Origin of the sequence: Mesorhizobium sp. ESP7-2, from assembly GCF_020164715.1 — a bacterium.
In the GTDB taxonomy this organism is placed as follows: domain Bacteria; phylum Pseudomonadota; class Alphaproteobacteria; order Rhizobiales; family Rhizobiaceae; genus Mesorhizobium.
Genome location: NZ_JAIUGQ010000052.1, coordinates 15,666 through 36,967, shown reverse-complemented (window position 1 = coordinate 36,967; position 21,302 = coordinate 15,666). Strand labels below are relative to the sequence as shown.

The following is a 21,302-nucleotide window of genomic DNA, read 5'->3' as shown; positions in this document are numbered from 1 at the left end:
ACGCTGACAGAGAAGCGCCATCAATGAAGCTGCCAATCGCCCCCTTAAGGGGGAGATGTCCGGCAGGACAGAGGGGGGCACCGTCCCGCCGGCGTCTCTGAAAAACAGGCCCGCCATCGTTCACTCCATCCCCGCATCATGCTAACCACCCGGCATGGCACAGAAGAAAGCATTCGAGGTCGATTCCTGGCTCGCGCGGCCTGATCCACGCATCTCGATCGTCCTGCTTTATGGCCCCGATCGCGGCCTCGTCTCGGAGCGGGCGAAGGCCTTTGCCGGAAAGACCGGCCTGCCGCTCGACGATCCGTTCTCGGTGGTCAGGCTCGAGGGTTCGGAGGTCGATCGCGATGAGGGCCGGCTGCTCGACGAAGCCCGCACCGTGCCGATGTTTTCCGATCGCCGGCTGCTCTGGGTGCGCAACGCCAGCGGCCAGAAGGCGCTGGCCGACGACGTCAGGGCGCTGACGGCGGAGCCGGCGCGCGATGCCATCATCCTGATCGAGGCCGGCGACTTGAAGAAAGGCGTCGGGCTGCGCGCCGTGGTTGAGGGCGCGGACAATGCCATCGCCTTGCCCTGCTATGCCGACGAGGCCCGGGACATCGACACGGTCATCGACGACGAGCTGCGCAAGGCCGGCATGTCGATGACGCTGGAGGCGAGACAGGCGCTGCGCCGCAATCTCGGCGGCGACCGGCTGGCCTCGCGCGGCGAGATTGAAAAGCTCGTCCTCTACGCCCACGGCCAGAAGGAAATCGGGCTGGAAGAGGTGAGAGCCATGTCCGGTGACGTGTCCGGCGCGTCTTTCGACGACGCCGTCGACGCGCTGCTCGAAGGCAAGATCGGCGACTTCGACACCGCCTTCACGCGCCACTGCCAGGGCGGCGGCCAGCCCTTCCTGGTGCTGTCCTCGGCGATGCGGCAGATACAGCAGATCCAGGTCATGCGCGGCCAGATGGACTCAGGCGGCCGCAACGCCGCTTCCGTCGTTGCCGCCGCGCGCCCGCCGGTCTTTTTCGCGCGCCGCAAGCTGGTGGAAAAGACGCTGGAGCGCTGGAACAGCGAAGCGCTAGGCCGCGCGCTGACCCGCCTGCAGTCGGCCGTGCTGCAGACGCGGCGCCGGCCGGACCTGTCGGTGGCGCTGGCCAGGCAGGCGCTGCTGGGGATCGCGGTGGAAAGCGCGCGGCTGGCGCAGAGGTAGAGAGATTGGCCAATCTCCCCCTTGCGGGGGTTGAGGAGTGCTCCGCGAAGCGGACGGAAAGCCAACTGCTTGGCTTTTCGAACGACGAACGTCCGGCAGGACAGAGGGGGGCGCTGTCCCGCCAGCCTATCTCAATAGGGCCCGCGCCCTCGGCCGAACTGATGTTCCGTCGGCGCTGCCCCTCACCTGCCTGCCGGCATCCTCTCCCCGCAAACGGGGCGAGGGACGCTCTTATCGCTGCTTTCGCCAATCACCAGCGCCGCAAGACAGGCGCCGGCCTCGCACCCTGCCCCTTCTCCCCGTCACTATACGGGGAGAAGGTCCCGGCAGGGGGATGAGGGGCGGCGCCAACGCTTCAAATTAACTGCAATATTTGCCGGCTAAGCTCTAATCCTGCTTCAACCGCCGGCACAGCTCGTCCAGCTGTTCCAGGCTCCGATAGGCAACCCGCAGCACACCGCCCTTGCCCTTGTGGTCGACCGTGACGATCATGCCGGTCGTATCGGTGAGCAGCTTTTCCAGCGCCAGCGTGTCGGCGTCCTTTTCGACGGCTGGCGCGGCAGGTTTGCTGCCATTGGAGCTGGTGCCGGCCGGCATCTGCGCCAGCGCCTCGGCCTGGCGCACGGAAAGGCCCTCCTCGACGATGCGCTTGGCGAGACCGGCCGGGTCCTCCGCCGTGACCAGCGTGCGGGCATGTCCGGCCGACAGCGCACCGTCGACCAGCATGTCGCGGATCACGTCCGGCAGCTTCAACAATCTCAACGTGTTGGCGACATGGCTGCGGCTCTTGCCGATGACCTGGCCGAGATCGGCCTGGGTGTAGCCATGGTCGTCGATGAGCTGCTGGTAGCCCTGTGCCTCTTCGACCGGATTGAGGTCGGCGCGCTGGACGTTCTCGATGATCGCCAGCTCCAGCGCCGTGCGGTCGTTGACCTCGCGGATGATGACCGGGATCTCGGTCAGCCCGGCACGCTGCGCCGCGCGCCAGCGCCGCTCGCCGGCGATGAGCTCATAGCGGCCGGCCTGCGTCGGCGAGGGCCGCGCCACGACCGGCTGCACCACGCCATGCTCGCGGATCGACTGGGCGAGGTCGGTCAGTTCGGCATCGCCAAAATGCCGGCGCGGATTTCTCGGGTTTGGGCTGAGAAACTCGATCGGCACCTTGCCGTCGGCGCTCATGCCGGGCTTTTCCGGTGCGGCCGGGCGATCGATCTCGCCGATCAATGCCGCCAGTCCGCGTCCCAGTCTTTTCCTCGAGAGATCTTCGCTCATCTTTATTCCACGTCTATTCAGATCGTTTCGGTGTCGAATCGGCTGTTAATTATGCGGCCGATCTAATCAAGCGGCACGCAATTTGCGTTCGCGGCGGATCACTTCGGAGGCCAGTTGCAGATAGGCCTGGCTGCCGGAGCATTTCAGGTCGTAGAGAATGGCCGGCTTGCCATAGGACGGCGCCTCCGACACCCGCACATTGCGCGGAATGATGGTCTCGTAGACCTTGTCGCCCATATGCTCGCGCACGTCCTGCACCACCTGGTTGGCGAGATTGTTGCGGCCATCATACATGGTCAGCACGATGCCCTGGATGGTGAGATCCGGATTGATTGAGCGGCGCACCTGCTCGACGGTTTCGAGCAGCTGGCTGAGACCTTCCAGCGCGAAGAATTCGCATTGCAGCGGGACGAGAACGGAATCGGCTGCCGCCATTGAGTTCAGCGTCAAAAGATTGAGCGAGGGCGGGCAATCGATCAGCACATAACCAAAGGGCGCTCCGCGCTCGGTCGCCGCGCGCAGTGCATTGCGCAGCTTGAGCACCCGGTCCGGCGCCGATGCGATCTCCATCTCGATGCCGAGCAGGTCGAGCGTCGAGGGCACGATGGACAGGCCGGGCACGGCGGTCGGAATGGCCGCCGCCTCGAGTTCCAGTTCGCCCGTCAGCACATCATAGGACGAGACCGTCCGGTCCTTGCGGTCGATGCCGAGGCCGGTGCTGGCATTGCCTTGCGGATCGAGGTCGACGATCAGCACTTTTTCGCCGATTGCCGCCAGCGCGGTGGCTAGGTTGATGGCGGTGGTGGTCTTGCCGACACCGCCCTTCTGGTTGGCTACGGTGATGATTCGAGGGCCGTTCTTCATCATGGGTTTATGCCAGAAATTCATCTTTGGGTCGCCGAATAATCAGACCTTGTCTTGGTTCAGACAGGTCGCACATTGGACAATTCGAGGATGACGCCGCTGGCGTCGGTCACGCTTGGATGTTCTACCAGATCGAAGGTCCACCGGTTAACGCTTTCTTGCACTTCGGCCCGGTAATCCCGGCCTTTGTGGAACAGCGCGCGCGCGCCCGAGGCCAACCAGGGCGCCGACAGGTCGAGCAGGACCGACAGCGGGGCCAGCGCCCGCGCCGTGACGATTTCCGGCTTCGAAACAAGCACATGGCTGTCCTCGATGCGGCGCGCCACGACCCGCGCCGGCAAGCCGAACTGACCGATGACGGTCTGCAGGAACGAGGCCTTCTTGCGGTTGCTCTCGACCAGGTCGATGCTGGCCCCCGGGCGCTCGGCGAGCAGAAACGCCATGACAAGTCCGGGAAATCCGCCGCCCGAACCAATATCGACCCAATGCGTGGCTTCGGGCTCTATCCGTGCGAGCTGCGCACTGTCCAGGATGTGGCGTTGCCAGACATCACCGGAGGTCGATTGCGCCACGAGATTGATGCTGCGGTTCCATTTCTGGAACATCTCTTCGAACGCTACCAGGCGATCGAATGTTTCACGTGAAACCGGACCGGCGGCGTCCTGCAGGCTCTCGCGGGAGAAAGACCTCACGCAACGTCCCTCTGCTCGGCTTTTTCAGCGGTTTCCCAATGACGGACATGCGCGACGATGACCGCCAGCGCCGCCGGCGTCATGCCTTCCATGCGCTGCGCATCGGCGATGGAGCGCGGCCGCCGCGCCTGCATCTTCTGCTTCAGCTCGTTGGACAGCCCGGGCACGCCGGCGAAGTCGATGGCCTCCGGGATCAGCCGGCTCTCCTCGTGCCGGATCTGCGCGACATCCGTGCTCTGGCGGTCGAGATAAACCGAATATTTCGCTTCCGTTTCGAGGCGCTCCGCGGTCTTGGCGTCGATGTCATGGAATTTCGGTTCGACCATGGCCAGCCAGGCAATGTCGACACCGGGATAAGCGAGCAGCTCAAAGCCCGACCGGCGCACGCCATCGCGATTGATCTCGAGGCCGTGCCGCGCCGCCTCGTTCGGCGTCATGGTCAGCGAAAGCACCAGCTGGCGCGCTTCGTCGAGCCGCCGCGTGACATCGCCAAAACGTTGCATCCGCCGCGCCGAGGCGATCCCCAACGTATGCGCCAGCGGGGTCAGCCGCTCATCGGCATTGTCGGCGCGCAGCGACAGCCGGAATTCGGCCCGCGAAGTGAACATCCGGTACGGCTCGCTGATGCCGCGGCTGGTCAAATCGTCGACCATCACGCCGATATAGGCCTGGGTGCGGCTGAGCACGACCCGCTCGCCGCCCGCGGCGCGCCGCGCCGCATTGAGACCGGCGAGCAGGCCCTGCCCGGCGGCCTCTTCATAGCCGGTCGTGCCGTTGATCTGCCCGGCGAGAAAAAGCCCGGCAACACGCTTCGTCTCAAGCGTCTGATGCAGTTCGCGGGGATCGACATGATCATATTCGATGGCATAGCCCGGCTGCAGCATGACGGCGCGCTCCAGTCCCGGAATGGTCTTCAGGATGTCGAGCTGAACGTCTTCCGGCAGCGAGGTCGAAATGCCGTTGGGATAGACGGTGTGGTCGTCGAGCCCTTCCGGTTCGAGAAAGATCTGGTGCCCGTCCCGGTCGCCGAACTTGACGATCTTGTCCTCGATCGATGGGCAGTAACGCGGCCCAACCCCCTCGATCGAGCCGGAATACATGGCCGAACGGCCAAGATTGGCGCGGATCAGATCATGCGTGGCCGCGGTCGTGCGCGTGATGCCGCAATCGATCTGCGGCGTCACGATACGGTCGGTCATCAGCGAGAACGGCACCGGATTCTCGTCCGCCGCCTGGCTTTCCAGCGAAGCCCAGTCGATGGTTCGCCCGTCCAGGCGCGGCGGCGTGCCTGTCTTGAGCCGCCCGAGCCTGAAGCCGGCACAGTCCATCGTCGCCGACAGTCCCATGCTGGCCTTCTCGTTCATGCGGCCGGCGACAATCTTCTTCTCGCCGATGTGAATGAGTCCGCGCAGGAAGGTTCCCGTCGTCAGCACCACGGCGCCGCAAGTAAGCCGGCGGCCGTCCGCCAGCAGAACTGCGGCAATTTTCCCATCGGAGATTTCGAAGTCGAGGACTTCGCCCTCGACAACCTTAAGATCGTTCTGCTGCCGAATCGCTTCCTGCATGGCAAGGCGATAGAGTTTCCTGTCGGCCTGCGTGCGAGGTCCGCGCACCGCGGGCCCCTTGCGGCGGTTGAGCAGACGGAACTGGATGCCGGCGGCATCCGCCACGCGGCCCATCAGCCCATCCATGGCGTCGATCTCGCGCACGAGGTGCCCTTTGCCGAGCCCGCCGATCGCTGGGTTGCACGACATCACGCCGATCGTGCCGAAACGCAGCGTCACCAGCGCGGTCATGGCGCCGCCGCGCGCTGACGCGCTGGCCGCCTCACAACCGGCATGGCCGCCACCCACCACAACCACATCATAGTGATCGGTCATTTTATACAGTCCCGGACTCAAAGAAGATGAGCGACACATGTCCCCACGAGGCGGGAGTGTCAAGAAAACTTCCTCGCGACGTTTCACGTGAAACAGCCAAACCCTGCTTCTGGCCGCGTTTCACGTGAATCACGGCCCAAGATGTTTCACGTGAGTCCGCCTGGGCCTCTGCTATCGACCGTACGTGTTTCACGTGAGTCATTTCCCGATGCAGAACTGGGAAAAGATCACGTCGAGCAAGTCTTCCACGTCCACCGCACCAACGATCCGCCCCAGGCGATCCGCTGCCAGACGCAGCTCTTCGGCGCGCAATTCCTGGGGCATACGTTCATCGGCGGCCCCATGCAGATGCCGGTTCGCCGCCCCGAGCAATTCGACATGCCGCAGCCGCGACGGCAGCACATCGCCGGCATCGCCGGCTGCCTCGGTAGCGCGGCGACCGATCTCCGCCAGCAATCCATCCATGCCCGTCCCGTCGACCACCGATATGCCGAACTCGTAGCGCCGAGCGGCATCGTGGGCAGATACCCTATCAAGCAGGTCCAGCTTGGTTCCGACGCGCAATGCCGGCGCCGTCACCGGAAACGGACCGGCGTCCCTGGGGTCGGCGGCGTCCTCGAGTAGCAGCAACAGATCGGCGCGATCCGCCTTGGCTCTCGCCTTCTCGATGCCGATCGCCTCAATTTTGCCGGGCGCTTCCCGCAACCCGGCCGTGTCGGTCAGTCTGACACGCAGACCTTGGAGATCCAGAACGACCTCCAGCAGGTCGCGGGTGGTGCCGGGTTCATCCGTTACAATAGCAGCATCGCGCCGCGCCAAGGCGTTGAACAGACTCGACTTGCCGGCGTTGGGCGCGCCGAGGATGACGACCTCGAAGCCGTCGCGAATGATTTCGGCGGCGCGGAATCCGGCTATATGGCGGTCGATCTCCGATATCATCGACCGCACATCGGACCAAACCGTATCCGAAACGGAACCCGGCACATCATCCTCGTCGGCAAAGTCGATCTCGGCCTCGATCATGGCCCGCGCATGGATCAGGCGCCGGCGCCAGCCGAGGTAAAGCTCACTCTGCGCGCCCTCGGCATTCTGGACGGCGAAGCGCCGCTGCGCTTCGGTCTCCGCGTTGACGAGATCCGCCAGCGCCTCCGTCTCGACGAGGTCGACCTTGCTGTTGAGAAAGGCGCGGCGTGTGAATTCTCCCGGTTCCGCATGCCTGACGCCGTCGAATCCGGCGATCGTCTCCAACATCCTGGCCACCACGGCGCGCCCGCCATGAACATGGAACTCGGCGACATCCTCACCGGTGAAGCTGGCTGGGCCGGGGAAGAAGACGACCAACCCGGTGTCGAGCACCGTTCCATCTGGTGCCTTCAACTTGCGCAAAACCGCCGCGCGCTCCTTAACCACGCCACCGGCAATCGTTTCGAGAACGAATCGAGTCCTGGGGCCGGATATCCGCAGCACCGCGACGCCAGCCGGAAGCCGGCCGCTCGACAGCGCCACGATCGAATCGCCTGAAATCATTTGCCCGCTCTACCGAACCGCCCTAGCTATCGTCCATCACCGACCCCGAGCTGCCCGAAAGTTGGCCATTGTGACATTGCCCGCGCAAAACCTGCTTGCCGAAGAGGCCAGCCCCTATCTGCAGCAGCACAGCGGCAATCCCGTGCATTGGCGGGGGTGGTCGCCGGTGTCGCTCGAGGAAGCAAAGACGCTGGACAGGCCCATCCTGCTCTCCATCGGCTACGCCGCCTGCCACTGGTGCCATGTCATGGCCCATGAAAGCTTCGAGAACGACGGCGTCGCCGCCGTCATGAACCGTCTGTTCGTCAATATCAAGGTCGACCGCGAGGAGCGCCCCGACATCGACCAGATCTACATGGCGGCACTATCCTCGATGGGCGAGCAAGGCGGCTGGCCGCTGACCATGTTCCTGACGCCGGACGGCAAGCCGTTTTGGGGCGGCACCTATTTCCCGCGCGAGCCGCGCTATGGCCGTCCAGGCTTCATCCAGGTGATGGAAGCGGTCGACAAGGCCTGGCGCGAAAAGCGCGCGAGCCTGCACGAGAGCGCCGACGGCCTGACCTCGCATGTCGAGGCGCGGCTCTCGGCCACCCATTCCAAGGCGCTTCTCGATCGCGATACGCTGTCCGATCTCGCCGGCCGTGTCAGTGGCATGATCGACCGCGATCGCGGCGGCCTCGCCGGCGCGCCGAAATTCCCGAACGCGCCGTTCATGCAGACGCTGTGGCTGTCCTGGCTGCGCGACGGCAATGCCGCGCATCGCGACGACGTGCTCATCAGCCTCGAACATATGCTGAGCGGCGGCATCTACGATCACATCGGCGGCGGCCTCAGCCGTTACTCGACGGACGCCGAATGGCTGGTGCCGCATTTCGAGAAGATGCTCTACGACAACGCCCAGCTCATCCGCATCTGCAATTGGGCTCTTGCGGCGACCGGCAATGATTTGTTCCGGATACGAATCGAAGACACGGTCGACTGGCTGCTGCGCGAAATGCGCGTCGATGGCGGTGCCTTTGCCGCCAGCCTCGACGCCGACAGCGATGGCGAGGAGGGCCTGTTCTACACCTGGAGCAGGGAAGAGATCGAATCCGTCCTTGGCGACGATTCAGCCTTGTTTTTCAAATACTTCACGCTTTCCAGCCCACCCAGTTGGGAAGGCAAGCCGGTGATCCATCAAACCCTCTCCCAACAAGCGCTTGGCGCGAACGACCGGGAACGGTTGGTGCCGCTCAAGGCGAGGCTTCTCGCCGCCCGGGAAGAACGGGTCAGGCCAGGCCTGGACGCAAAGACCCTTACCGACTGGAACGGCTTGATGATCGCAGCACTCGCCGAGGCCGGCCGCTCGCTGGCACGGCCGGATTGGATCGAGGCCGCGGCAAAGGCCTTTACCCATATCAGCAAGGCCAGCCGCGACGATCGCTTGCCGCATTCAATGCTCGGCACCAGGAAATTGTTTCCCGCCCTGTCGAGCGACTATGCCGCCATGACCAACGCGGCGATCTCGCTGTTCGAAGCCACGGGCGACTGGAACTATGTCGATACGGCCAGCCAGTTCCTCGAACGGCTCGACCATTGGCACGCCGACGCGCAAGGCGCCGGCTATTTTCTCACCGCCTCGGACAGCACCGATGTGCCGATCCGCATCCGGGGCGATGTCGACGAGGCCATCCCGTCAGCCACCAGCCAGATCATCGAGGCGCAGATCCGGCTCGCCTCGGTCACCGGCAATCTCGATTTGCAGGAGAGGGCGTGGAAAACCGCCGAGCACGCCGCCGGCCGCGCCGCGCACCAGGCCTATGGCCAGGCGGGCATCGTCAATGCCTGCGCGCTTGCCATCGAGCCGCTGAAACTGGTCATCGTCGACGACCAGGAAGATCAAAGGCTCGGCCCGGTGGTGAATCGAAACCCTGATCCGCGCCGTGTCGATATCGTCGTGCCGATCGGTACGGTGGCGAATCGACCCTTGCTGCCCGGCGGAATCCTGCCGCCGACCAACCAGCCCGGCGCCTGGCTGTGCACCGGCCAAGTCTGCCTGCCGGTGGTTACGGATCCCGATGAGCTGGAAGGGCTTTTGCGGCAAAAATTGATCAGCACGCAATGGCATCCGATACCTTGAGTAACGCTGGCGCCGCCCCTCATCTGGCTACCGCCATCTTCTCCCCGTAGAACGGGGAGAAGGACGATGTCATCGCCGATTTCGCCAGTCGTCGTCGTTACAGAAGGAGCGAGGGTTGCAGCTGCCGCTTTCTCCCCGTTCACGGTGAGAAATGCCCGGCAGGGCAATGAGGGGCAGCGCCGACTTCTGTCATCAATCCCAACGAGGCATCGCCTCTCGGCCAATCAAGTGTTCATCGAATCGAAGAAATCGCCATTGGTCTTGGTCTGCTTCAGCTTGTCGATCAGGAACTCGATCGCGTCGGTGGTTCCCATCGGCGCCAGGATGCGGCGCAGCACGAAGATTTTCTGCAGGTCCTGACGCGACACCAGCAGGTCTTCCTTGCGGGTGCCGGACTTGAGGATGTCGATCGCCGGATAGATGCGCTTGTCGGCTACTTTGCGGTCGAGCTGGATTTCGCAGTTGCCGGTACCCTTGAACTCTTCGAAGATGACTTCGTCCATGCGGCTGCCGGTGTCGATCAGCGCGGTGGCGATGATGGTCAGCGAGCCGCCTTCCTCGATGTTGCGGGCGGCGCCGAAGAAGCGCTTCGGGCGCTGCAGCGCGTTGGCGTCGACACCGCCGGTCAGCACCTTGCCGGATGACGGCACGACGGTGTTGTAGGCGCGGCCCAGGCGCGTGATCGAATCCAGGAGGATCACCACGTCACGGCCGTGCTCGACCAGGCGCTTGGCCTTCTCGATGACCATTTCGGCGACCTGGACGTGGCGCACCGCTGGCTCGTCGAAGGTCGAGGAGATCACTTCGCCCTTCACCGAACGCTGCATGTCGGTCACTTCCTCCGGACGCTCGTCGATCAGAAGCACGATCAGATAGCATTCCGGATGATTGGCGGTGATCGAGTGCGCGATGTTCTGCAGCAGTACCGTCTTGCCGGTGCGCGGCTGGGCGTTGATCAGGGCGCGCTGGCCCTTGCCGATCGGCGCCACCAGGTCGATCACGCGAGGCGATATGTCCTTGCTGGGCGGATTGTCGACCTCCATCTTCAGGCGCGAGGTCGGATAGAGCGGCGTCAGATTGTCGAAGTGGATCTTGTGGCGGATCTTTTCGGGATCGTCGAAATTGATCGTGTTGACCTTGAGCAGCGCGAAATAGCGCTCGCCCTCCTTCGGGCTGCGGATCGGTCCTTCGACCGTATCGCCGGTCTTCAGCGAAAAGCGCCGGATCTGCGACGGCGAGATGTAGATGTCGTCGGGGCCTGGCAGGTAGTTGGCATTGGCGGAGCGCAGGAAGCCAAAACCGTCCTGGAGGACCTCGACCACACCGTCACCGATGATTTCGATGTCCTGGGCGGCGAGCTTCTTCAGGATCGCGAACATCAGTTCCTGCTTGCGCATGACGCTGGCGTTCTCGACCTCGAGCGATTCGGCATAAGCGATCAGCTCTGGCGGCTTCTTGTTCTTGAACTCGGTGAGTTTCATTTCTTGCATTAGACGGACTCTGGGTAGGCTTTGGGGAAAAGATCGGCGGGATGCGACAAATGCCGGGCGCGGCCGAAAGCAGTGAGGGGCGGCGCATGACGGGAAGGAAGACCCGTCTTGTATCGTCGGTCGGCTGAAAGAGCAAGCCGCCTTTTGAGCGGGTCCGATGAAGCCTCAGAACGGCTTCACGACGACCAGGATCACGATTGCGATCATCAGCAATGTGGGGATCTCGTTGACGATCCGCCAGTGCCTTGCCGGTTTTTCGTTGCGGTCCTCGGCGAATTTGCGCACAGCGGCGGCCAGATAGCCGTGAACGCCAGACAAAATCAGCACCAGGCCGATCTTGGCATGCAGCCAGCCGCCCTGGTACGCAAAGATCTTCCAGGCCAGCCACAGCCCGAACACCCAGGTGAGGATCATCGCCGGATTGATGATGCCACGCAGCAGACGCCGCTCCATCACCTTGAACGTCTCGGATTGAACGGAACCCTTCTCCGCGTCCGCGTGATAGACAAGCAGCCGCGGCAGATAAAGCATGCCGGCCATCCAGGAGATGACGGCGAGGATATGGATCGCCTTTGCCCAGGGATAGAAGCTTTCCGGTGCGAAGAAGAACAAAAGCGCGGTGAGAACGATCAGGACGGCGATGCCGATGACCATGCGCTTCATCGCCTGGCCGGTGCTATTGGTTTTATCCCTGTCAGCCATCAGCGTGCCGCGCTCCGGACCTGTTTCACCATCGCCTCGACATGCGCCACCGGCGTCTCGGGCGTGATGCCATGGCCGAGATTGAAGATCAGCGGCCCGTCCCCCAAAGCCCCGAGGATCGCTCCGACGCCGTCGGCCAGCGCCTGGCCGCCGGCGACCAGCCGCAACGGATCGAGATTGCCCTGGACGGCCCCTTGCCGCTGCAAGGCCTTCGCTGCCTCGAGCGGCACCGTCCAGTCGATGCCGAGCCCCGTCACGCCGGTCTTCTCGCGATAGCTCTGGTAGCGGGCTCCGGCACCCTTGGGAAAACCGATGATCGGCACGTCGGGATGGACGGCCCGAACTTGTCTCACGATCTCGGCCACCGGCTCGACGCAGAACTGTTCGAACGAGGCATCGTCGAGCACGCCCGACCAGGAATCGAAAATCTGCACAACATCCGCGCCGGCCTCTATCTGGCGGATCAGGTAGGAAGCCGAATGATCGGCGAGCACTTTCAGCAACCGTCGAAACGCCGCCGGCTCGCGGTACGCGAACAGCCGCGCCGGCGCCTGGTCCGGCGTACCGTGGCCGGCGATCATATAGGTCGCCACCGTCCATGGCGCGCCGCAGAAGCCGATCAGCGTCGTCTCGTCGGGCAGTTTCGCCCGCAGCCGGCGAAGCGTCTCGTAGACCGGTTCGAGATTCACGTGAAACATCTCGCTTCCCAGCGCCGCGATTTCCGCCGTCGAAATCGGCGTCAGCAGCGGCCCGCGCCCTTCCTCGAAGCGAACGTCGCGGCCAAGCGCATGAGGAACGACAAGGATGTCCGAGAACACGATCGAAGCGTCGAAGCCGAAGCGCTCGATCGGCTGCAGCGTCACTTCGACGGCAAGGTCGGGGTCGTAGCAGAGATCGAGGAACGAACCGGCGCGTCTTCGCGTCTCACGATATTCCGGCAGATAGCGCCCGGCCTGGCGCATCATCCAGAGCGGAGGAGGAAACACCGTCTTGCCCTTCAGGACATCCAGCATGATCCGTCTTGCAGGCATCGAGCGCTCGCCTCTCCCGGCTTCCTCTTAATCAAATATCTTATTTTAAAAGAGTCTTCTGATTCTAAGAGTCTGTTGGTTGTGGTGGTTGTCACCTGTCCCGCTTTGGCCGCCAAAACGCCAGCAAGCATATTGTCGCGCACTCCCGATCGCGGTTTGCAGGGTTGTGGGGACAATCAGGAATCTGTCACTGGAGTCAATGCGCTAGATCAATCGCCTTCGAGCCCTGCCCTGTGGACGAGCGAAAGGCAAAGCGCTTCGTCCACGGACTTGTCCCCAGCCGTCCGGCCAAGCTGACAGCACATCGAATTGTGGACAAACCGGCATCTGATACAGTCGCCTTCGGCCGGCACGACCGCCTGTCCGACCTTATCCACATCCGCCCACAGCCCCAGGTGACCCCTGTGAACAAACCCCAGAGCTTCTTCCACCTGCACCTGATTTCCGACGCCACGGGGGAAACGCTGCTCGCCGCCGGCCGCGCCGCCTCGGCGCAATACAAGGATGCGCGCGCCATCGAGCACATCTACCCGCTCATCCGGACCGAAAAACAGATAGCCAAGGTGTTCGAGGACATTGAGGAGGAGCCGGGCATCATCCTCTACACAGTGGTCGACCAGAAGCTGGCGCGCGGCATCGACGAACGCTGCGCGGCCATGGGCCTGCCCTGCGTGTCCGTGCTGGAGCCCGTGCTGACCGTCTTCCAGTCCTATCTCGGGACGCCGGCCGGCCGCCGCGTCGGCGCCCAGCATGTTCTCGACGCCGAATATTTCCGGCGCATCGATGCGCTCAATTTCACCATGGACCATGATGATGGCCAGTTGCCGGCCAACATGGATGACGCCGATGTCGTGCTGATCGGCATATCGCGGACGTCGAAGACGCCGACCAGCATCTATCTCGCCAACCGGGGCATCAAGACCGCCAACATACCGATCGTGCTCGGCGTGCCGGTGCCCGAAAGCCTGCTCAGCGCCAGGACGCCGCTGATCGTCGGATTGATCGCCACCGCCGAGCGCATTTCGCATGTGCGACAGAACCGCATTCTGGGCAATTCGAACTCCTATGTCGCGACCGACTATGTCGACCGCGCCGCCATCAACGAGGAGCTCGCCTACGCCCGCCAGATCTGCACCCGCCACGGCTGGCCGATGATCGACGTCAGCCGCCGCTCGATCGAGGAGACGGCGGCGGCGATCGTTGCCCTCAGGGGGAAGAACAGATAGATGGCGAAAAGTGAGTTTCTGAGTCTTCCTATGGGAAAGTCGGTGCCGCCCCTCACCTGCCTGCCGGCATCCTCTCCCCGTATAGTGACGGGGAGAGGGGCGCTGTCATCGATGGTTTCGCCAGTCACCAGCACGGCCGGAAAGAGCGCCCGCGCTGAAGCTGCCATTTCTCCCCGTCTCTATACGGGGAGAAATGTCCGGCAGGACAATGAGGGGCGGCGCCAACGTTGCAGATAAAACTCATACGCCAACGGCCCTGCGCCCGGGAGCAAAAATGACTGAAAAAATCATCCTCGCTTCAGGCAGCCCGTTCCGCAAGGCGATGCTGGTCGACGCCGGCGTCGACATCGAGGCGGTTCCCGCGACGCTAGACGAGCGCGCGCTTGAAGCGCCGTTGCAGGACAGCGGCGCCTCGCCCGAGGACGTCGCCTTGGTGCTCGCCGAAGCCAAGGCCACCGAAGTCAGCGAGCGCCGGCCCGGCGCGCTGGTGCTTGGCTGCGACCAGACGCTGTCGCTCGGCGACGAAGTGTTCCACAAGCCGGCCGACATGGAAGGCGCGCGTCGCCATCTCCTGGCCCTGTCGGGCAAGACCCATCAGCTCAACAGCGCCGCCGTGCTGGTGCGCGACGGCAATGTATTGTGGCGCCATGTCGGCATCGCCTCGATGACCATGCGCAAGCTCGACCCTGCCTTCATCGGTCGGCATCTCGCCCGGGTCGGCGCCAGGGCGCTGGCCAGCGTCGGCGCCTATCAGGTCGAGGGCGAAGGCATTCAGCTGTTCGAGAAAATCGAAGGCGACCATTTCACCATTGTCGGCCTGCCGCTGCTGCCATTGCTGGCGGAACTCCGTACCCTGGGAGCCATCGATGGCTGAGACGATGAAGAAGGCCTTCGTCACCGGCCATCCGATAAAACATTCGCGCTCGCCGATGATCCACGGCCACTGGCTGGCCAAGCACGGCATCAACGGCAGCTACGAGGCGATCGACGTGGCGCCGCGGGACTTTGCCGATTTCCTGGCTAGCATGCAGGCCAATGGCTATCGCGGCGGCAACGTCACCATCCCGCACAAGGAGGCAGCCTTTGCCGGGGTTGCGCGCCGCGATCATGCGGCGGACGAAATCGGCGCCGTCAACACGCTGTGGCTCGAGGACGGCACTTTGTGGGGCGGCAATACGGACGGCCATGGCTTTGCCGCCAATCTCGACGATTACGCTCCGGGCTGGGCGTCCAATGGCCCGGCCGTGGTGCTGGGTGCCGGCGGCGCCTCCCGCGCCGTCATCCACGCGCTGAAGGAGCGTGGCCTCGATGACATCCGCATCGTCAACCGTACGCTGGCCCGGGCAATTGAATTGCGCGACCGCTTTGGCGCCGGCGTTTCCGCGCACGAAATGGCCGCGACCGCCGAATTGCTGGGCGACGCCGGCCTGCTGGTCAACACCACCGCTCTGGGCATGCAGGGCAATGAGGGCCTGCCCGCCGACCCCGCGCTGCTGCCCGACAACGCCATCGTCAACGACATCGTCTATGTGCCGCTCGAAACCCCCTTGCTCGCCGCCGCGCGGGCACGGGGGCTGAAGACGGTCGACGGGCTCGGCATGCTGCTCAACCAGGCGGTGCCCGGCTTCGAACGCTGGTTCGGCGTCAGGCCGAAGGTTACGGCTGAGCTCCGCGCGCTCATCGTTGCCGATCTGGTGCCTAAATCTGCGGTGCCCAAATCATGATCGTGCTCGGCCTCACCGGCTCGATCGGCATGGGCAAGTCGACGACGGCCAAGATGTTTGCCGAGGCCGGCGTGCCGGTGCATGATTCCGACGAGGCGGTGCATCGCCTCTATGCCGGCAAGGCGGCCCCCCTGGTCGAAGCCGCCTTTCCCGGCACCATCGTTGGCGGAAGCGTCGACCGCGCAAAACTCGGCGCCCGTGTCCTCGGCGATACGGCAGCCCTGAAAAAGCTCGAGGCCATCATCCATCCGCTGGTCCGTGCCGATGCCGACGCCTTCCTGGCCAGGCATCGTAACGCCGGCGAATCGATCGCGGTCCTCGACATCCCGCTGCTGTTCGAAACCGGCGGCCGTGGGCGGGTCGACAAGGTCGTCGTCGTCACCGCGCCGGCCGAAGTCCAGCGCCAGCGCGTGCTGGCGCGACCCGGCATGAGCGAGGAAAAACTGGCGTCGATCCTGGCCAAGCAGGTGCCGGATGCCGAAAAGCGCCGTCTGGCCGATTTCGTCATCGACACCGGTGAGGGGATGGACGCCGCGCGAGCCGCGGTTGCAGCAATTATTGCGGAACTGGCGGGGGCCGGCAAGTCGAGCGACTGACACCTGCTATCGGCAGGCTTTCTCCAGCCAAAGCAGTGCTCGATCGGCCAACTGTCGAAGTCGGCGCCGCCCCTCATCTGCCTACCGGCATCTTCTCCCCGTATAGGGACGGGGAGAAGGACGACTTCGCAAAGGGTTTCGCCAATCTCCTGCGTTGTAAGGGGAGCACCGAGGCTGCCGCCGGCCCCTTCTCCCCGTCACTATACGGGGAGAAGTGCCCGGCAGGGCGATGAGGGGCAGCGCAAACTTGTGTGATTGTCCTAGCCAGCACGGTTGCCCATTGCCATTTTGTTCCGGTCTGACGATTCTGCTCCCAGGAGCACCTGATTCGATGCGTGAGATCATTTTCGATACGGAAACCACCGGGCTCGATTCGCGCGATGACCGCGTGATCGAGCTTGGCGGCGTCGAGCTGGTCAATCGTTTTCCGACCGGCAGGACCTTCCATCACTATATCAACCCGCAAGGCCGCGCGATCCACGCCGAGGCGCAGTCCGTGCACGGCATCAGCGCGGCCGATCTCGCGGGAAAACCGAGCTTCGCCGAAATCGCCGAGGAATGGCTGAAATTCACGGAAGGCGCCAAGCTGGTCGCCCACAACGCCACGTTCGATATCGGCTTCCTCAACGTCGAATTCGGCCGGCTCGGTCACCCGCCTGTCGATAACGGGCTTGTCGTCGACACGCTGGCCCTGGCGCGCCGCAAGCACCCGATGGGTCCCAATTCGCTCGACGCGCTGTGCCGGCGTTACGGCATCGACAATACGAAGCGCACCAAGCACGGCGCCCTGCTCGATTCCGAGTTGCTGGCCGAGGTCTATATCGAGCTGATCGGCGGCAAGCAGGCCGCCCTGATCCTCGACAGCGCCACCGCGCCGGCCCAGGGCGGCGACAATGTCCGCCAGATCGAGATCATCGTTGCCGAGCGCCCCGCGCCGCTGCTGCCGCGTCTGACCGAAGCGGAGCGCGCGGCGCACGCCGCCATGGTCGCTACGCTCGGCGAAAAGGCGCTGTGGCTGAAAGCCTCCCCACAGGAAGCAGCCCAGGCGCTATCCTCATAAAAGCCGTCCGTGAAAAACGGCCTCAGTACGGCCACTCCCCCCGGCCCAGCGCGGCGACCGCCGCGATGATGCGCGCAAAGGCTTCCGCCGCGGCTAGTACGGTCGTGCGGGCGCGCAGGAAACTGTGCACGAGGCGAGGCTCCTCATGCCACCACGCCTTGCCGCCGGCTTCCAGGATGCGGTCGCGATAGGCCTCGCCGTCCGACGACAGTGGGTCGCACTCGGCTGTGATGATCACCGTTGGCGGCAGGCCGGAAAAATCGGTGTCGCGCAACGGCGAGAAGGTCGGATCGTCGGGCGATTGCCGCCTGGTCGAGCGAACGTCGCGGTAGAAGGCGACATCGCCTGTCGACAGCAGCGGCGCGTCGGCATGCTCGACATAGGAGCCCATCGCCTCGTTGCCGCCGAGACCGGGATAGATCAGCACCTGGCCGATCGCGGCGCGCGGATGGCGACGCGTGGCCTGTGCCACCGCCGCCGCCAGATTGCCGCCCGCGCTTTCGCCGCACAGCACGAGCGGCAGGTCACTGGTTGCCGCCGCCCATTCGAAAGCGGCCAGCGCATCGTCGAAGGCGGCGGGGTGAAGATGCTCCGGCGCCAGCCGGTAGTCGACCGACAGCACGTCGAAGCCGGTGCCGGCGCAGATTTCGGCGCAGATGTCGTCATGGCTTTCGAGCCCGCCGAGGATGAAACCGCCGCCGTGGAAATAGAGCACTGTCGCACGCGGCGTCGCACCGGCGAGCCGGTAGCGGCGGACCGGGATGTCATGCCTCGAAGCGGCAATCACGCTGTCGCTGGCCTTGACCCCCGGCGGACGGCCCTGGTGGAAGGCCCGGGACATCCTGGCATAGACCGCGCGCTGCTTGTCGACCGGCAGGCCGGCGATCTCGGGCGGGTACCAGGCGTTGACGCTGTCGATGTAGGCCCAGAGCGCCGGGTCGAGCCAGGACCCATATTTGCCGCGGCTGGTCATCTCGGTCCTGCGGGCACGTCAAAGCTCGGCATAGAGGCGGGCGGCGTTTTCAAAGCTGAAGCGCAGGGGTACCGAGCCTTCGACCTGCCAGGCGGCGACGCTCTCGCCGGCCAGCAGCCGGCAGGCGCTATCGGTGTCGGTGACGGCGCCGCCATAGAGCCGGTTGGCGAGGTTGAGGATGGCGGTTTGGTGCATGGCCGCACTGCCGCTGCCGCAGGCGTCCTTGACCAGAAGTACGCGAAAGCCCATCGTCACCGCGTCCTTTACGGTGGCGTCGATGCAGGCCTCGGTCCACACGCCCGATATAACCAGCCATTCGATGCCGGAAGCCTTGAGCCGGTCGCCCGCCGGCCCGGAGCGGAAGGCGCTGGCCTCCGCCTTGATCAGCAGCGCCTCGCCATCCGCCGGCGCCACCTCGTGGCAGATTTCGGTCAGCGGGTCGCTCTTGTCGGAAAAGGCCGACTTGCCGTCTTCGCCTGTGGGATGAAAGGGCCGGACCTGGCTGTCGAGATCGACGATATAGGCCCAGTGATGAAGCGGCACATGGTTCTGCCGCGCCGTGGCCTGCAGGCGCTGGACGTTGGCGAGGATCTTTTCGTAGCCCTCAACGAGGTAGCGTGGGTCCTGCCGGTGCTCTTCCTGCAGGTCGATGAAGATGGCGGCCACCGTGCCGCGCTTGATGGAGATGGGGGCTTTCATGTGGATGGGCCTTCGCCCCAAGATATTTCCAAATGCTGGAGGGGCAGCGCCCCCCTCTGCCCTGCCGGGCATCTCCCCCTCGAGGGGGGAGATTGGCGGTTGCGAATGCTTTCGCCAATCACCAGCGTTGCAGGAAAAAGCGCTGCAAGCGAAGCTGCCGATCTCCCCCCTAGAGGGGGAGATGTCCGGCAGGACAGAGGGGGGTGCCACGGAATAAGGCGCTCGTTCTTCAAATGCGACACGTCGCTGAGGTGAGCAACCAGCATCAAACCTCTTTCTCCAGAAACGCGTCCTCATAGGGGAAGCGCGACAGAAGCTCGGTGCCGGTCTCGGTGATCAGGATCTCGTCCTCCAGCTTGACGCCCTCGCGGCCGCCCTTCTCGCCAATATAGCTTTCCACGCTCACCACCATGCCTGGCACGATATGGCCGTCGCGGCCATAGGTCTCGTAATCCATGGCATGCGCGATGAACGGTGTCTCGCCATGCATGCCGACGCCGTGCATGACCGAGGTGTAGCGCTGGTCGACGAAACGGTCCGGGATTTTCCACGCCTTCTCGGCGATCTCGCGGAAAGCCATGCCGGGTTTGACGATCGAAATGTTGTGCTGAACCTGGTCGTGCGCCATGCGGTAGAGCGACTTCTGGTAAGGGGTCGGCTTGCCCGGCCCGCAGCGGAAGGTGCGGGAAAAATCCGAATAATAGCCGTAGCAGCCGATCGTGTCGGTATCGAGCGCCAGCAATTCGCCGGGCCTGATCTTGCGGCCGCTGGCTTCGTTGAACCAGGGATTGGTGCGCTGGCCCGAGGTGAGCAACCGGGTCTCGATGAACTCGCCGCCTTGGCGAATGACTTCGCCATACATGATGGCGAACAGCTCGTTTTCGGATACGCCGGGCTTGATCGCCTCACGCACCGCATAGACCGCCGCCTCGGCGCCGGCCATCGACACCTGCAGGCACTTCACCTCCTCAGGCGTCTTCACCGCGCGCACCGCGAGGATCTCGCCCTGGCAATCGCGGACCTCGCAGCCGCGCTTTTCCAGGGCGAGCGCCTGCAGGTGGCTGCAGCGGTCGAGCCCGAGCTTCATCGAGCCGCCGCCATGCTTCTTCAGCAACTCGGCGATCTCGTCAGCGAAGGGGCCGGCGGTCTCGTCGTCGCGGCCGGACACGGAAGACCAGACAAGCTTGGAAGGACGCGCCTCGTCGATCGTGTCGAGCACCATCGAGACATGGTAGCTCTGCGGATATTCGAACAGCACGATCGGCCCGTCGGCCGGAATGAAGAAATAGCGGGTCGAGTTGCGCAGGAAATAGCCGAACATGTTGCGCGAGCCGGTGGCGTAGCGCTGGTTGTAAGGGTCGAACAAAACGACGCCGCCATAACCGGCGTCGCGCATCCAGCCGCGCAGTTTCGCCAGCCGGCCTTTTCGGAGCGCGTCGGCATCGATGAAGGATGGCTCCGTGTCCGACAGCCACATGCCGCCGGCCGGATCAGCGGCGGCCGGGTGGCGCATGCGGTCCTTGAAGTCGACGTCCTCGGTGCTGTCGGGATCGAATACGACGATGCTCATGGGGGTCGGCCTTCGGTGCGTTGCAAGGTTTGACCATGGCGCAGCAGATGCGAAGGGATTGTGCGGAAAACCGCATAGGTTGTGCGAGATGCCGCCGCAACGCGCCTTACAGGCGATCAGCCGCCCGAACTCTGTTTTGTCAATTCGACTTGATAAGCGCTTCGTGGATGTCGCCTGAGTCGCCACGCTTTGAGAACGATGAGCAGCATCAAGTACCCAAACAGTGCGAGCAGGCCCGGAAAAAATCCAACCAGGCAAATCGAGATAAAAATACCCAAGAACCCAAACGCAGCCACAGCGTAGTATAAAGCCGTTGCCCAGACATATTTCTCCATTTGAGAGCTATTCATAGCTTTGACTCCGGGTCAGCCGCCTCCACTCAACATCACATAGGGATGTTGAAATAATTGTGCCAGCGCCCTCGCTGCCCTCTATGGCAGCTACCGAACACGGAAACACGTTAACCCTAATGCCGTCGCGCCATCTTCGGCGCATGCCCGTGCTCCTCGCGAAAAGCGCTGGCAAAACTCGACATCGAGGCAAAGCCGCAGGCCAGCGCCACGTCGCATACGGCAAGCGTCTTTGCGGAACCTCCCAACCGCGTTATTCTGGCCAGGCAATGGAGCACCGGCACGTCAGGTCACGTGCTGGCGAACTTGAAAAGGAGAATCAAGTTCCC

18 protein-coding genes and 1 pseudogene are annotated in these 21,302 nt (G+C 63.9%); 7 read left to right on the top strand and 12 right to left on the bottom strand.

The genetic code is table 11. The features are described 5' to 3' along the window. The first annotated feature begins 154 nt into the window (after positions 1-154). The gene (gene holA, locus LB543_RS30515; protein ID WP_224616824.1) at positions 155-1,198 is read left to right on the top strand and encodes a DNA polymerase III subunit delta; all 1,044 of its coding nucleotides are present in this window, start codon (positions 155-157) and stop codon (positions 1,196-1,198) included. A 387-nt stretch (positions 1,199-1,585) separates the two neighbouring features. On the opposite strand, the gene LB543_RS30510 is transcribed toward holA, so the two are convergent. From LB543_RS30510 to mnmE, 5 genes are all read right to left on the bottom strand, one after another. Then, positions 1,586-2,470 carry a ParB/RepB/Spo0J family partition protein gene (locus LB543_RS30510; protein ID WP_140762322.1) on the bottom strand — a complete coding sequence of 295 codons (885 nt, stop codon included), beginning with the start codon at positions 2,468-2,470 and terminating at the stop codon, positions 1,586-1,588. Positions 2,471-2,536: 66 nt separating this feature from the next. Beyond that, complete coding sequence (locus LB543_RS30505) at positions 2,537-3,337, bottom strand: ParA family protein (RefSeq protein WP_031240355.1); 801 nt, start codon at positions 3,335-3,337, stop codon at positions 2,537-2,539. Between the two features lie 56 nt (positions 3,338-3,393). Continuing rightward, a complete protein-coding gene (gene rsmG / locus LB543_RS30500) occupies positions 3,394-4,026 on the bottom strand; it encodes a 16S rRNA (guanine(527)-N(7))-methyltransferase RsmG (RefSeq protein WP_224616821.1) in 633 nt (210 codons plus the stop codon). Further along, positions 4,023-5,906: a tRNA uridine-5-carboxymethylaminomethyl(34) synthesis enzyme MnmG gene (mnmG, locus tag LB543_RS30495; protein WP_224616819.1), complete on the bottom strand. Its 1,884-nt coding sequence runs from the start codon at positions 5,904-5,906 to the stop codon at positions 4,023-4,025. Before mnmG ends, rsmG begins: the two co-directional genes overlap by 4 nt. A gap of 198 nt (positions 5,907-6,104) precedes the next feature. Continuing rightward, positions 6,105-7,433, bottom strand: a complete 1,329-nt coding sequence (gene mnmE, locus LB543_RS30490; RefSeq protein ID WP_224616817.1) for a tRNA uridine-5-carboxymethylaminomethyl(34) synthesis GTPase MnmE — start codon at positions 7,431-7,433, stop codon at positions 6,105-6,107. Between the two features lie 70 nt (positions 7,434-7,503). Here mnmE and LB543_RS30485 point away from each other — a divergent pair, with 70 nt between their 5' ends. Then, on the top strand, positions 7,504-9,552 hold the full coding sequence (locus LB543_RS30485; RefSeq protein WP_224616826.1) for a thioredoxin domain-containing protein: 2,049 nt from the start codon (positions 7,504-7,506) through the stop codon (positions 9,550-9,552). Between the two features lie 224 nt (positions 9,553-9,776). Here LB543_RS30485 and rho read toward each other — a convergent pair whose 3' ends face one another. From rho to hemE, 3 genes are all read right to left on the bottom strand, one after another. Further along, entirely contained in the window at positions 9,777-11,042 is a 1,266-nt protein-coding gene (gene rho / locus LB543_RS30480; RefSeq protein WP_027145740.1) for a transcription termination factor Rho, read from the bottom strand. Between the two features lie 165 nt (positions 11,043-11,207). Next, positions 11,208-11,744 (bottom strand): protoporphyrinogen oxidase HemJ, encoded by a 537-nt coding sequence (gene hemJ, locus LB543_RS30475; RefSeq protein WP_224616815.1) that lies wholly within the window; start codon positions 11,742-11,744, stop codon positions 11,208-11,210. Beyond that, on the bottom strand, positions 11,744-12,775 hold the full coding sequence (gene hemE, locus LB543_RS30470) for a uroporphyrinogen decarboxylase (protein WP_224616813.1): 1,032 nt from the start codon (positions 12,773-12,775) through the stop codon (positions 11,744-11,746). Before hemE ends, hemJ begins: the two co-directional genes overlap by 1 nt. A gap of 293 nt (positions 12,776-13,068) precedes the next feature. Between hemE and LB543_RS30465 the strand changes: the two genes are divergently transcribed. The 5 genes from LB543_RS30465 (at position 13,069) to dnaQ (ending at position 17,381) form a co-directional block, all read left to right on the top strand. Continuing rightward, on the top strand, positions 13,069-14,001 hold the full coding sequence (locus LB543_RS30465; RefSeq protein WP_411908800.1) for a pyruvate, water dikinase regulatory protein: 933 nt from the start codon (positions 13,069-13,071) through the stop codon (positions 13,999-14,001). Positions 14,002-14,275: 274 nt separating this feature from the next. Continuing rightward, entirely contained in the window at positions 14,276-14,875 is a 600-nt protein-coding gene (locus tag LB543_RS30460) for a Maf-like protein (protein ID WP_140762298.1), read from the top strand. Continuing rightward, positions 14,868-15,725 (top strand): shikimate dehydrogenase, encoded by an 858-nt coding sequence (locus tag LB543_RS30455; RefSeq protein ID WP_224616810.1) that lies wholly within the window; start codon positions 14,868-14,870, stop codon positions 15,723-15,725. The genes LB543_RS30460 and LB543_RS30455 overlap by 8 nt, the downstream gene beginning before the upstream one ends. Next, positions 15,722-16,321: a dephospho-CoA kinase gene (gene coaE, locus LB543_RS30450; protein ID WP_224616808.1), complete on the top strand. Its 600-nt coding sequence runs from the start codon at positions 15,722-15,724 to the stop codon at positions 16,319-16,321. Before LB543_RS30455 ends, coaE begins: the two co-directional genes overlap by 4 nt. A gap of 331 nt (positions 16,322-16,652) precedes the next feature. Then, on the top strand, positions 16,653-17,381 hold the full coding sequence (dnaQ, locus tag LB543_RS30445; RefSeq protein WP_140762291.1) for a DNA polymerase III subunit epsilon: 729 nt from the start codon (positions 16,653-16,655) through the stop codon (positions 17,379-17,381). 22 nt (positions 17,382-17,403) lie between these two features. Here the strand turns inward: dnaQ and LB543_RS30440 are convergent, their stop codons facing one another. The 4 genes and pseudogenes from LB543_RS30440 to LB543_RS33965 all read right to left on the bottom strand — a co-directional run. Then, positions 17,404-18,354, bottom strand: coding sequence for an alpha/beta hydrolase (locus LB543_RS30440; RefSeq protein WP_224616806.1), 951 nt, complete (start codon positions 18,352-18,354; stop codon positions 17,404-17,406). 18 nt (positions 18,355-18,372) lie between these two features. Then, entirely contained in the window at positions 18,373-19,053 is a 681-nt protein-coding gene (locus tag LB543_RS30435) for an isochorismatase family protein (RefSeq protein WP_140762284.1), read from the bottom strand. A gap of 265 nt (positions 19,054-19,318) precedes the next feature. Continuing rightward, positions 19,319-20,623 (bottom strand): M24 family metallopeptidase, encoded by a 1,305-nt coding sequence (locus LB543_RS30430; protein ID WP_224616804.1) that lies wholly within the window; start codon positions 20,621-20,623, stop codon positions 19,319-19,321. Positions 20,624-21,089: 466 nt separating this feature from the next. Beyond that, positions 21,090-21,203 (bottom strand): annotated as a pseudogene (locus LB543_RS33965) (GlxA family transcriptional regulator); the annotation flags it as partial. Between the last annotated feature and the right edge of the window lie 99 nt (positions 21,204-21,302).